Raw genomic sequence first — 12,458 nt, 5'->3', positions numbered from 1 at the left:
TACCATGAAAGCACAACCCGTCTAGCGTGAAGGCCTGCCTGCGCCTCTTTCCTCGGGGGGCGTGGTTTTGTACAGACAGGAGAGCCGTAGGGGGTAATCGAGTGAGCGACGCAAAAACAACGCCAATGATGGCGCAATATCTTGAGATCAAGGCGGAACATGAGGGCGCACTGCTGTTCTACCGGATGGGCGATTTCTACGAGATGTTCTTTGACGATGCTGTCGCCGCTGCCGAAGCGCTTGATATTGCCCTGACCAAGCGCGGCAAGCATGACGGCAACGACATCCCCATGTGTGGCGTCCCGCATCATGCTGCCGAGGGGTATTTTTTAACCCTTATTCGCAAAGGGTTTCGTGTCGCGGTTTGTGAACAAATGGAAAGTCCGGCAGAGGCTAAAAAGCGCGGACATAAATCAGTTGTGCGCCGCGAAGTCGTGCGGCTGGTCACCCCGGGGACGCTGACCGAAGATTCCCTGTTGGAAGCGCGGCGTCACAATTATCTTGCCGCCTTCGCCGAGGTTCGCGATGCGCAGGCTTTGGCATGGGTCGATATTTCAACGGGTGCCTTTCATGTCATGCCCTTGCCGCTTGTAAGACTCGGACCCGAACTGGCGCGGCTGTCCCCGTCCGAACTGGTTGTGTCCGAAGCAAAAGAGGGCGAACTGCGCGGGCTTGTCTCTGATTTCTACATCGCCCTGACCGAGCTTTCACGCGCGTCCTTCGACAGTACAAGCGCTGAGAAACGGATATGTGAGCTTTTCTCGATCGCTACGCTGGACGCTTTTGGCAATTTCTCCCGCGCTGAAGTTTCTGCCATGGGCGCGTTGATCAATTACCTTGAGATTACCCAAAAGGGTAAGCTTCCGCTGTTGCGTCCGCCGCAAAAAGAGAATGAAGCACGCACCGTTCAAATTGATGCCGCGACGCGACGCAATCTTGAACTGACCCACGGGCTGAATGGCGGCCGGGCCGGTTCGCTTCTTGGGTTGATGGATCGCACACAAACCGCCGCGGGCGCACGTTTGCTGGAGCGACGGATTTCCAGCCCCTCCCGCGTTTCCCAAACAATCGGGCGCCGGTTAGATGCTGTCAGCTATGCTTTTGAAAACAGTCGCCTGCGTCAGGAAGTACGCGATACCCTGCGCAAAACCCCTGATTTGGATCGTGCGCTTTCACGGCTTGCCCTTGATCGGGGCGGTCCGCGTGATCTGGCGGCCATTCGCAACGGTCTGGCCGAAGCTGAACGATTGGCGCAGCAGACGCAGGGCAGCGCATTACCCGAACTGATGCAAGATGCGGCCAAAGGCCTGGTCGGGCATGATGCCTTGATCACCCTTCTTGAAGAAGCGTTAATCGCAGAACCACCCCTACTGGCACGTGATGGCGGTTTTATTGCGTCAGGGTTTGACAGCGAGCTCGATGAATCACGCAAGCTGCGCGACGAGGGGCGCAGTGTGATTGCTGCAATGCAGGTGCAATTCGTCTCTGACACCGGGATTTCCGCGCTAAAGATCAAACACAACAACGTGCTGGGGTATTTTATCGAAACCACCGCGACGCATGCGGAAAAGATGTTATCGCCCCCCCTTTCCGAAAAATTCATCCACCGGCAAACCACGGCCAATCAGGTACGGTTCACGACGGTCGAACTGTCGGAAATGGAAACCAAGATCCTGAATGCCGGCAATCATGCGTTGGAGATTGAAAAACGTCTCTACGAAAAACTGCGGGGCGCGATTTTGGAAAGATCTGCAGAAATCGGCGTCACCTCGACAGGTATTGCCGAGGTCGATCTGGCGTTTGCATTGGCCGAGCTTGCAGCGGTTGAAAACTGGGTGCGCCCGAAGGTCGACGACAGCCGCGCATTCAACATCGAAGGGGGTCGTCATCCCGTTGTCGAGCGGGCCTTAGCCCAACAAAGTGGCGATCCGTTCATCGCCAACCACTGCGATCTGACTGCGGAAAGTGGCGCAAACATATGGCTGCTGACCGGTCCGAACATGGCGGGTAAATCGACCTTTTTGCGGCAGAATGCGTTGATCGCATTGATGGCGCAAATGGGCAGTTTTGTGCCGGCAACCTCGGCCCATATTGGCATTGTCAGCCAATTGTTCAGCCGCGTTGGTGCATCGGATGATCTGGCGCGCGGGCGCTCGACGTTCATGGTGGAAATGGTCGAAACCGCCGCGATCCTCAATCAGGCTGACGATCGTGCTTTGGTTATTCTCGATGAAATCGGTCGCGGCACGGCAACCTATGACGGCCTGTCCATTGCGTGGGCCACATTGGAACATCTGCACGACGTCAACAAATCGCGGGCGCTGTTTGCCACACATTATCACGAAATGACCGGTCTTTCTGCCAAATTGGATGGCGTCGATAATGCGACAGTCGCCGTGAAGGAGTGGGAAGGCGAGGTGATTTTCCTGCACGAAGTACGCAAAGGTGCGGCTGATCGTTCTTACGGTGTGCAGGTGGCGCAGTTGGCCGGCCTACCCGACAGCGTGATAGCCCGCGCGCGCGTCGTTCTGGAAGCCTTGGAAAAAGGTGAACGTGAAGGGGGGGCCAAGCAGAAAACCCTTATTGATGACTTACCACTCTTTTCGGCAATCCCGGCTCCTGCGCCGCAGCCCGTCAAAACATCGGCGGTGGAGGAAAAACTGAAAGAAGTCAGCCCGGACGAATTGACCCCACGGGAGGCGCTTGACCTGCTTTATAAACTAAAAGAAGCGGCCAAATCCTGACCGCTTCTTTCTTCAAATCTTGTAAATCGTCTTACGATGCAGGTTGAGACGAAACCCCGACCTGCGCCGGACGCAGCAAGCGGTCGTGCAGCATAAAGCCCTCTGCGGCGACCTGAATAATATCGCCCGCTTTGGTGCCTGGCACGGGGGCTTCGAACATTGCCTGATGCTGCTGCGGATCAAAACGATCTCCAACTGCCGGCGAAATCACTTCGATCCCGTGCTTTTTGAAAACGTTCAGCAATTCGCGCATTGTCAGATCGACACCTTCCAGCAACGGGCCTGAAACCTCGCGCTGCTCGTCGGTTGCGGATTCCAGTGCACGTTTCATATTGTCATATACAGGCAACATGTCGCGGGCGAGCTTGGATCCACCATAGTTTTCGGCCTCGCGCCGGTCTTTCTCGGACCGCTTGCGCGCATTCTCGGCATCAGCCAAAGCCCGCGTGAAACGGTCCTTGTATTGATCACGCTCCGCACGCAGTTCATCCAACTGCAGCGCTTCGTCGTCAATCTCGGCCTCTTCGGCCGCATATTCTTCTGCCATTGCCTCTTCGATATTGTCGAGGAATTCGTTTTCGTTCGCCTCTGCCATCTTTACCCTCTAGCTCCGATCGGACACCAACTTGCCGACAAGTTGTGCCGTGTAATTCACAATTGGGACAATGCGCCCATAGTTCAAACGTGTGGGGCCAATCACCCCTACTGCGCCAATCACCTTACGGTCAGCGTTCATATAAGGAGAAACCACCAGAGAGGAACCCGAAAGTGAGAAAAGTTTGTTCTCCGAGCCAATAAAAATGCGCACACCTTGACCTTCTTCGGCCAGATCAAGGAACTCCGCGATGTCGCGTTTGCGTTCCAGATCATCAAACAGGTTTTTGATCCGTTCTAAATCCGCCTCTTCGGCCTCGTTTTCCAACAGGTTCGACCGGCCCCGAACGATCAGCCGTTCAGAGCTTTCATCGCTTCCGGTCCAAAGCGCCAAACCACTTTCAACCAGCTCTTGGGCCAGCGCGTCGATCTCCTGACGCCGGTGGGCAATTTCGTTGGTAACCGCCCGCTGAACTTCGCTGATTGTCTTGCCCTCGACAATCGCATTCAAAAAATTTGCCGCTTCGCGCATTGAACTCGGGGTTTGACCAAGGGGGGGCGTGAACAGCCGGTTTTCAACATGACCATCCGAAAACACCAAAACGACCAAGGCGCGCTCGGGCGACAATGAAACGAATTCGATATGCTTGATCGGGGCCTCGTGTTTGGGCGTCAGTACGAGCGATGCGCCCTGCGTGACACCAGACAGGGCCGAACCGACACGATCAAGCAATCCGCCCACGTCGGCTGCATTGCTACCCATGGTTGCGTCGATCTTTTCACGGTCCATATCGGTCGGATCGCCAATCTCGATCATGCCGTCGACAAACATCCGCAGCCCCATTTGCGTGGGAATGCGCCCCGCGCTGGTATGTGGAGAGCCAAGAACACCCATAAACTCGAGATCCTGCATCACATTGCGGATCGTTGCAGCGCTTACTTTTTCGCTAAAGTCCCGCGTTAACGTCCGCGATCCAACGGGATCGCCGCTTGCCAGATACCCTTCGACGACGCGTCGAAACACCTCGCGCGAACGGGCGTTCATATCTTGCAGTAAATTTGAGGTCTCGGATTTGGAGTCAGTCATAATAGGGCCAATAAAGGTGTGCAGAGGGCAAACGTCAATCAGGGTTGCATCCTGTCGGCATGGGGCGGTATCCCAGATCAACATCAAAAAGGAAATATTATGCGTCCCTCCGGCCGGAAACTCGATGAAATGCGTGCTGTCTCTGTTGAAGTCGGCTTTACCAAACATGCTGAAGGCTCCGCGCTGATCAAGATGGGCGATACCCACGTGCTGTGCACCGCGACCATCGAAGACCGCGTGCCGCCGTTCATCAAAGGATCAGGTTTGGGCTGGGTTACCGCGGAATACGGCATGCTGCCCCGCGCCACGAACACACGCATGCGCCGCGAGGCGGCAGCGGGCAAACAAGGCGGGCGCACCGTCGAAATTCAGAGACTAATAGGGCGTTCCTTGCGCGCGGGAGTTGACCGTGTCGCTTTGGGCGAACGTCAAATTACGGTCGATTGTGACGTGTTGCAGGCCGATGGCGGCACGCGCTGCGCGTCGATCACCGGTGGCTGGATCGCGCTGCGTTTGGCCGTTAACAAATTGATGAAGGCGGGCGACGTTATCACCGATCCACTGGTTGATCCGGTTGCCGCAATCAGCTGTGGGATCTATGCGGGACAGCCGGTTCTGGATCTCGACTATCCAGAGGATTCCGAAGCCGGTGTTGACGGTAACTTTATCATGACCGGCAGCAAAAAGCTGATCGAAGTGCAGATGAGCGCCGAGGGATCTACATATTCCCGCGATCAAATGAACCAGTTGATGGATCTTGCCGAAAAAGGCGTGGGTGAACTGGTTGCAATCCAAAAGGACGCCACCGCGTGAGCCGCAAGTTTACCGAAGACCGCATTCTGTTTGCGACTCACAACGCCGGCAAGCTTGAAGAGCTCCAAGAGCTTTTCAAGCCCCATGGCGTAAAGGTTGTCGGCGCGGCTGAAATGAACCTGCCTGAACCGGATGAAACCGAAGACACCTTCGTCGGTAACGCCCGGATCAAGGCCCATGCAGCAGCCAAAGCAACCGGCATGCCCGCGCTGTCAGACGATTCAGGTATTCAAGTTGAAGCCTTGGACAATGCCCCGGGGGTTTATACCGCAGACTGGGCCGAAACACCGAACGGCCGCGATTTCCTGATGGCGATGACAAAAACCCATACCCTGCTGGAAGCGAAATCTGCCCCCCACCCGCGCCGCGCCCGTTTTTGTGCCACGATGGTGCTGGCATGGCCCGACGGTCACGACGAGGTCTTTGAAGGGCGCGTAAATGGAACCTTGGTCTGGCCGTTACGTGGTGATCTGGGGCACGGGTACGATCCGATGTTTCAACCCGATGGCCATGAGCAAACATTCGCGGAAATGACCCACGCAATGAAAAATGAAATCAGCCATCGCGCAGACGTATTTGCGAAGCTGCTGAAAGGTTGTTTTGACTGAAGACTGGCAACAAGGCGGTTTCGGCCTCTATATTCACTGGCCATTTTGCGAGGCCAAATGCCCCTATTGCGATTTCAACAGCCACGTTTCGCGCAGTATTGATCAGGCCGCATGGCGCGACGCCTATCTGGTCGAACTAGCACGGGCCGCATCTGAAACCAAGGGTCGGGTATTGAATGCGGTCTTCTTTGGCGGCGGCACGCCCAGCTTGATGGATCCTGACACGGTTGCGGACATCATATCCGCCATCCGATCTCATTGGCCCACGTCCAACGATCTTGAAATCACGCTTGAGGCAAATCCGAGTTCTGTCGAAGCCGGGCGGTTCGCTGCATTTCGTCACGCAGGCGTGAATCGTGTTTCCATGGGCATACAGGCCCTGAACGACATGGATCTGAAACGCCTTGGGCGTTTGCATAATACCAGCGAAGCTTTGGCGGCATTCGACATTGCCCGGACGCATTTCGATCGTGTGAGTTTTGATCTGATATATGGCCGGCAAGACCAAACCAGCAACGCTTGGGAAAAGGAATTAAAGCAGGCTCTAACGCTCGCGATAGACCATGTTTCGCTTTATCAGCTTACCATCGAAAACGGGACCGCTTTTGGCGACCGATACGCCCGTGGAAAACTGAATGGCTTACCCAGCGAAGACCTTGGTGCGGATATGTTCCAACTTACTCAAGAGGTCTGTGATCTTCACGGTATGCCTGCTTACGAAGTATCAAACCACGCTCGTGATGGCGCGCAGTCCCGCCATAACCTGATCTATTGGCGTTACGGCGATTACATCGGTATTGGACCTGGCGCGCATGGGCGGTTAACGCTTGCAGGGCAAAAATTTGCGACTGAATGCTACAGTAATCCCAATCGCTGGCTTACGGGTGTCGCAAAACAGGAAACCGAGCGGCCGCGTGAGCGCCTAAGCACCACCGAACAGGCGACCGAATTTTTGCTGATGGGTCTTCGTGTTAAGGAAGGAATTTCACTTAGCCGCTATGCAAAGATCAGCGGCGCACCCCTTTCAAAGGATGCGCTTGATCATCTTTCCGACATTGGCATGATTGAGGTCACTGGTGATCGTTTAGTTGTTAAGAATCAAGGTGTTATGGTTCTCAACGCAGTGATCGAGGCATTGATCCCGCATTAACTTCCGCTCAACATCCGACACAGCGCGTCCAGTTCGTCCAACGACTTGTATTGAACTGATAACCGCCCGCTTTCTTGCCCCGGCTTGTGATCCAAAAGCACTTTCATGCCTAAAGTCGCTGATAGATCACCCTCAAGTGCAACCGTATCGGCATCTTTATCTTCGCTGGCTGTCGATTTAGGTTTCGGTTTAGCTTCACCACCCTGCGCTTCCCGCTTCACCAAAGCTTCTGTCGCGCGCACAGAAAGACCACCTTTGACAATCTGCTTAGCCAACCCTACCGGATCTTGTGCCGGGATCAACGCACGCGCATGACCCGCGCTTAAATCTCCTGTCCGCACCATTTCCACAACGCTATCCGGCAAATTTAGAAGTCGCATCAGGTTGGCGATGTGGCTTCTGCTTTTCCCTAACGCTTCCGCGAGTTTTTCTTGGGTGTGACCAAATTTGTCCATCAACTGCCGATACCCGGCCGCTTCCTCGATTGCATTCAGATCTGCGCGCTGAATGTTCTCGATTATCGCAACTTCAAGTACTTCAACATCTGTGAATTCGCGCACGATGACAGGAAGAACATGCAGCTGCGCAATCTGGGCGGCACGCCAACGCCGCTCGCCCGCCACAATCTCGTACCTTTGATCACCTGATTTGCGAACAATTAAGGGCTGGATCACACCCTTCTCTTTGATGGACGATGCCAGATCAGAAAGATCGCTGTCTTCGAAACGCTTGCGCGGTTGATCTGGGTTCGGAGAAATCTGTTCGATCGGGACCAAATGCTCAGCTGATGCCGGCCCCTGCGCTGAAACTGCTTCAGTTTCTGCCACATCAGCCATAAGTGCGGATAATCCCCGTCCAAGGCCCCGCTTTTTGTCTGGTCTATCCGCCATGAAATTCTCCCCTAGGCCTGATTGTTCTCTATCATTTCTTTTGCCAATGCCCGATAGGCAACCGCACCTTTGGATTGACTGTCATAGCTCAAAACCGGCATGGCAAAACTCGGCGACTCCGATACCCGAACATTTCGAGGGATCATGGTTTTAAACACCAAATCACCAAGGTTGGCGCGCGCGTCGCTTTCTACTTGCTGGGAAAGATTGTTGCGTTTGTCATACATTGTTAACACAACCCCCTCGATCCTGAGTTCCTTATTTCCGCTCTGCCTGACTTCTCGGATCGTCATCATCAACTGACTCAACCCCTCAAGCGCAAAAAACTCGCTTTGCAACGGAACTAGAATTGAGTGGGCTGCGATCATTGCGTTTACAGTCAGCAAGTTTAGAGATGGCGGGCAATCGATAAGGATATAGTCAAATTTGAACGCATCCATCTGAGTTTGGCGCAACGCATCATGCAGTAAAAAGCTACGCTTTTCACTCGACATCAACTCGATATCTGCCGAACTTAGATCAACTGTCGCTGGAACGATGCAAAGACCGTCATAGTCTGTTTTGTGAATGACATCGTTCAAGTTCAGGTCTTCCAAAAGAAGTTCGTAGGTCGTGAACTCACGATCATCGACTTCAATCCCCAGACCAGTTGACGCGTTACCCTGTGGGTCAAGATCAACAACCAACACGCGACGCCCCTCCTCAACGAGGGCCGCAGCAAGATTTATTGTAGTTGTCGTCTTGCCCACACCGCCTTTTTGGTTCGCGACAGCAATAATTTTCGGCCCTTTCGGGCGTGACAGGTCAGACACGAACGATATCCTTGATCTTCAGAATTGCAGCCTCAGGGTTGGACCTACTTTTAATCACATCATAGCTGCATTGCCACTGTTCTTGCGCGGATTTAAGTTCTTTTTCCCACTGCGCTCCCTTGGGAAAAAGCGCCAATCCGTTGGCATCAAGGTGCAAATCCGCAAACCCGCACAACCCTGCCAGATCAGTCAGCGCACGCGCTGTCAGAATATCAGCCTTCAAAGGGGCGAGGTTCTCAATTCTCTCGGATAAGACCTTAGCGTCAAGCGCCAGTTCCCTTATTGCTGTTCTTAGAAAAACAGCTTTCCTCTGATCGCTTTCAACCAACGTTATCTCATGGTCAGTTCCCGCGCCTTGTGCGAGTATTGCAACGACGATACTTGGGAAACCCCCACCGCTCCCCAAGTCGACCCAGCGTCCTTTTCGGGGTGCCAGTTCGAAAAGTTGTGCAGAATCCAGGATATGCCGGTTCCAAAGATCTTCAGAGCTGGATTTCGATACCAGATTAATTTTCACTGTCCATTTCTGAACCAACGCGGCAAAATCTTCAAGCTTCGCGATTGTTTCACGTGAAACATTATCAAGAGGACTAGTCATCATGCCGACTCAGCCGCTGGCGAATGCCGAAGCTTCGCCAGAATCAAAGTTAAGGCGGCTGGCGTGATACCATCGATCCGTGCCGCTTGCGCAAGTGTCTCCGGCCGCGCAGCAATAAGCTTGGCCTTCAGTTCATTGGATAGACCGCCGAGATTGGCATAATCAAAGTCGAATGGTATCTTCTGGGCTTCGTCTTTCTTTAGTGCATCTATTTCTGCCTGCTGGCGTCCCAAATAGTTTGAATAAAGCGCGTCCCGTTCGATTTGGCGCCTAATCTCGAAATCGACATCCTCCAGCTCAGGCTGCAGCGGAATCATCTCTTCGAAATTCGCACCTGGAAAAGACAGCAGCTGAAACGCGGTCCGGCGTGTTCCATCCTGACTGACCGACAATCCACACGCAACTGCTTCAGACGGAGTGAAAGCTTTCGCAGTCAACAATGATTTCGCAGTATTCAATCTCTCGATCTTTTCGCCAAAGGCACGCACCCGTTCATCTGAAATGCAACCAAGCTCAATAGCTAAAGGCGTCAAACGCTGATCCGCATTGTCAGCACGAAGCGATAGCCGGAATTCCGCGCGAGACGTGAACATACGATAGGGTTCTGACACACCACGCGACGTAAGATCGTCAATCATAACGCCGATATAGCTGTCGGCCCGACTAAATACTACTGCATCTTGACCTCGAACCGACCGTGCGGCGTTCAGCCCGGCCACCAACCCCTGGGCTGCTGCCTCCTCGTAACCGGTTGTACCGTTTATCTGTCCCGCTAAATACAGCCCGGACACAGCGTTGAGTTCTAGACAGCTATTCAGGGCACGTGGGTCGACGTAATCGTATTCGATCGCATAGCCAGGCTGGAGAATAACAGCCTCCTCCAATCCCGTCATCGAATGGACGTAGTCCAACTGAATATCTTCTGGCAAAGATGTAGAGATGCCGTTTGGATAAATCGTAAAGTCATCCGCGCCTTCAGGTTCCAAAAACACTTGATGGGAGGTCTTATCCGCGAACCTCACAACCTTATCTTCAATAGATGGGCAATATCTTGGCCCCACACCGTCGATATGCCCCCCATACATGGCGGACCGTTCCAAATTCGCGCGAATAATTGCGTGAGTTGCTTCATTGGTATGGGTAATGCCGCAGGAAATCTGCTTTGCTGATACCGACTTCGACAAAAAGGAGAAAAGAACAGGATCGTCGTCTCCGGGTTGGCTCTCGAGCGTACTCCAATCAATTGTTCGCCCATCCAACCGCGGCGGTGTACCCGTTTTAAGTCGCCCCATTGGCAGGCTGAAACTTCCGATCCGGTCGGCAAGTTTGATCGACGCTCTATCACCCATTCTGCCACCGGAGTGGGAAACGTCTCCGATATGGATAACTCCCCGCAAGAAGGTGCCGGTGGTAAGGATCACAGCTGACGCTTGTATTTCTTCCCCGCCTTCTAGCTCTACCCCTCGAATACCATTATCGGCCAGAAGAAAATCGGTGACTTCGCCTTCGATGATTGTCAGGTTTTTCTGCTGTTCCGTTTCGGCTAGCATCTCTTTCTGATAAATGCCGCGATCAGCCTGCGCACGCGGACCCTGCACAGCTGGCCCTTTTCGACGGTTAAGCAGTCGAAACTGGATACCGGCCTTATCCGCAACGCGTGCCATAACACCGTCCAACGCGTCGATCTCGCGAACAAGGTGCCCTTTACCCAGGCCACCAATGGCGGGGTTGCAGGACATCACACCTATGCCGCCGCGCGACATGGTTATCAAAGCAGTTTCTACACCCATTCGCGCCGCGGCATGCGCCGCTTCGGTTCCTGCGTGGCCGCCGCCGATTACGATGACTTCATAATGTTTCACGTGAAACACTCCCCTACTTCCCGATGCAAAAACTCAGGAAAATTTCATCAAGCAGATTCTCAACACCGATCCGACCCACGACAACTTCAAGCGCCTGCACCGTTGACCGCAATTCTTCGGCCGCAATATCATATTCGTCCGCGCCGTGAGAGAGAATCGTTTCCACGACCTCGATACCAGACAAGGCCCGCAACATAGCGGAACGATGACGTTCATGCGTTGCAACACCTACCGCAGAGCTACGATGCATCAAAACTTCGGTCACGCGACCGATCAAAGTACTAAGTCCCGCCCCGGTATGTCCTGAAACAGCACCCTCCACATCGGGATATAGGTCAGCCTTGGGGTGCACAACAATATCGTCGCCAGATGGCTCAAGCGGCAAAGTATCATCGTCCTGCATGAGAAAGATCCGCAGATCCGCCGCGACAGCACGCTGCACAGCACGTTCTATTCCGATCGCTTCAACAACATCGTCACTTTCACGCAGACCGGCAGTATCCAAAAGGGTGACTGGCAGGCCTGAAAGATGCATCCGAACCTCAACGACGTCCCGCGTTGTCCCCGCAATTTCTGACGTAATCGCAGCATCACGGCCGGCAATCGCATTTAGCAACGTCGATTTCCCTGCATTTGGCGCACCAATGATTGCAACTTCAAAACCCGACCGTATGCGCTCTGCGATCTTTGAGCCAGCCACTTCAGCCTTCATCTCACGTGCAACACCCGCCAACAGATCTGAAACCTCGGGCGTCACATCAACAGGCACGTCTTCATCTGCGAAATCGATCGTGGCTTCCAACAATGCCGCTGCCCGGATTAGATCAGCGCGCCAACCATCAACAGTTTCCCCCAAATGGCCCGAAAAAACGCGAATCGCTTGTTTCCGTTGGGACTCTGTTTCCGCTTCGATCAAATCGGCCAAGCCTTCGACCTGTGCCAAATCCAGTTTACCGTTTTCCAAAGCGCGCCGTGTGAATTCTCCCGCTTCAGCGAGACGTGCCGACGGAAATTCAGACAGGCGTCTAAGAACGGTCTGCATCACCGCGATACTACCATGTAACTGAAATTCAACGACATCTTCGCCAGTAAAGCTGTTCGGCCCTTCAAAGGACAACACAAGTGCCTGATCAACTACGCTGTCGTCCGCGTCCTTGACCAACCGCAATGCGGTTTGATGTGTCGCTGGTAACGAACCCACCATCTTACCAGCTATATTAAATGCATCAGGTCCCGAAATTCGGACAACCGACACACCAGCCCGACCGGCAGCCGTCGCTTGCGCAAATATCGTATCCAT

11 protein-coding genes are annotated in these 12,458 nt (G+C 53.8%); 4 read left to right on the top strand and 7 right to left on the bottom strand.

All coding sequences use genetic code 11. The features are described 5' to 3' along the window. The first annotated feature begins 125 nt into the window (after positions 1 to 125). Positions 126 to 2,744, top strand: a complete 2,619-nt coding sequence (mutS, locus tag Z947_RS0103545) for a DNA mismatch repair protein MutS (RefSeq protein ID WP_025042937.1) — start codon at positions 126 to 128, stop codon at positions 2,742 to 2,744. A 31-nt stretch (positions 2,745 to 2,775) separates the two neighbouring features. Here the strand turns inward: mutS and Z947_RS0103540 are convergent, their stop codons facing one another. Then, positions 2,776 to 3,339: a nucleotide exchange factor GrpE gene (locus Z947_RS0103540; protein WP_025042936.1), complete on the bottom strand. Its 564-nt coding sequence runs from the start codon at positions 3,337 to 3,339 to the stop codon at positions 2,776 to 2,778. A 9-nt stretch (positions 3,340 to 3,348) separates the two neighbouring features. Continuing rightward, on the bottom strand, positions 3,349 to 4,383 hold the full coding sequence (gene hrcA / locus Z947_RS0103535; protein WP_025042935.1) for a heat-inducible transcriptional repressor HrcA: 1,035 nt from the start codon (positions 4,381 to 4,383) through the stop codon (positions 3,349 to 3,351). Positions 4,384 to 4,524: 141 nt separating this feature from the next. On the opposite strand from hrcA, the gene rph reads away from it, so the two are divergent. The 3 genes from rph to hemW are packed head-to-tail and all read left to right on the top strand — an operon-like array spanning position 4,525 to position 6,996. Further along, positions 4,525 to 5,238 carry a ribonuclease PH gene (rph, locus tag Z947_RS0103530; protein ID WP_025042934.1) on the top strand — a complete coding sequence of 238 codons (714 nt, stop codon included), beginning with the start codon at positions 4,525 to 4,527 and terminating at the stop codon, positions 5,236 to 5,238. After that, positions 5,235 to 5,846: an RdgB/HAM1 family non-canonical purine NTP pyrophosphatase gene (gene rdgB, locus Z947_RS0103525; protein WP_025042933.1), complete on the top strand. Its 612-nt coding sequence runs from the start codon at positions 5,235 to 5,237 to the stop codon at positions 5,844 to 5,846. Before rph ends, rdgB begins: the two co-directional genes overlap by 4 nt. Continuing rightward, on the top strand, positions 5,839 to 6,996 hold the full coding sequence (gene hemW / locus Z947_RS0103520; protein WP_025042932.1) for a radical SAM family heme chaperone HemW: 1,158 nt from the start codon (positions 5,839 to 5,841) through the stop codon (positions 6,994 to 6,996). The genes rdgB and hemW overlap by 8 nt, the downstream gene beginning before the upstream one ends. On the opposite strand, the gene Z947_RS0103515 is transcribed toward hemW, so the two are convergent. From Z947_RS0103515 to mnmE, 5 genes are read right to left on the bottom strand one after another with little or no spacing between them, the layout of a single operon-like run. Beyond that, a complete protein-coding gene (locus Z947_RS0103515) occupies positions 6,993 to 7,886 on the bottom strand; it encodes a ParB/RepB/Spo0J family partition protein (protein WP_025042931.1) in 894 nt (297 codons plus the stop codon). The two genes, hemW and Z947_RS0103515, sit on opposite strands and share 4 nt — an antisense overlap. Before the next feature lie 11 nt (positions 7,887 to 7,897). Beyond that, entirely contained in the window at positions 7,898 to 8,698 is an 801-nt protein-coding gene (locus tag Z947_RS0103510) for a ParA family protein (protein ID WP_025042930.1), read from the bottom strand. Next, positions 8,691 to 9,299, bottom strand: coding sequence for a 16S rRNA (guanine(527)-N(7))-methyltransferase RsmG (rsmG, locus tag Z947_RS0103505; protein WP_025042929.1), 609 nt, complete (start codon positions 9,297 to 9,299; stop codon positions 8,691 to 8,693). Before rsmG ends, Z947_RS0103510 begins: the two co-directional genes overlap by 8 nt. Then, the gene (gene mnmG / locus Z947_RS0103500) at positions 9,296 to 11,158 is read right to left on the bottom strand and encodes a tRNA uridine-5-carboxymethylaminomethyl(34) synthesis enzyme MnmG (RefSeq protein WP_025042928.1); all 1,863 of its coding nucleotides are present in this window, start codon (positions 11,156 to 11,158) and stop codon (positions 9,296 to 9,298) included. Before mnmG ends, rsmG begins: the two co-directional genes overlap by 4 nt. 13 nt (positions 11,159 to 11,171) lie before the next feature. After that, positions 11,172 to 12,458: a tRNA uridine-5-carboxymethylaminomethyl(34) synthesis GTPase MnmE gene (gene mnmE, locus Z947_RS0103495; RefSeq protein ID WP_025042927.1), complete on the bottom strand. Its 1,287-nt coding sequence runs from the start codon at positions 12,456 to 12,458 to the stop codon at positions 11,172 to 11,174.

The sequence above is a fragment of the Sulfitobacter geojensis genome, from assembly GCF_000622325.1.
GTDB classification, from domain to species: Bacteria; Pseudomonadota; Alphaproteobacteria; order Rhodobacterales; family Rhodobacteraceae; genus Sulfitobacter; species Sulfitobacter geojensis.
The sequence above is the reverse complement of the archived record's forward strand: the minus strand, read 5'-3'. Positions and strand labels throughout refer to the sequence as shown.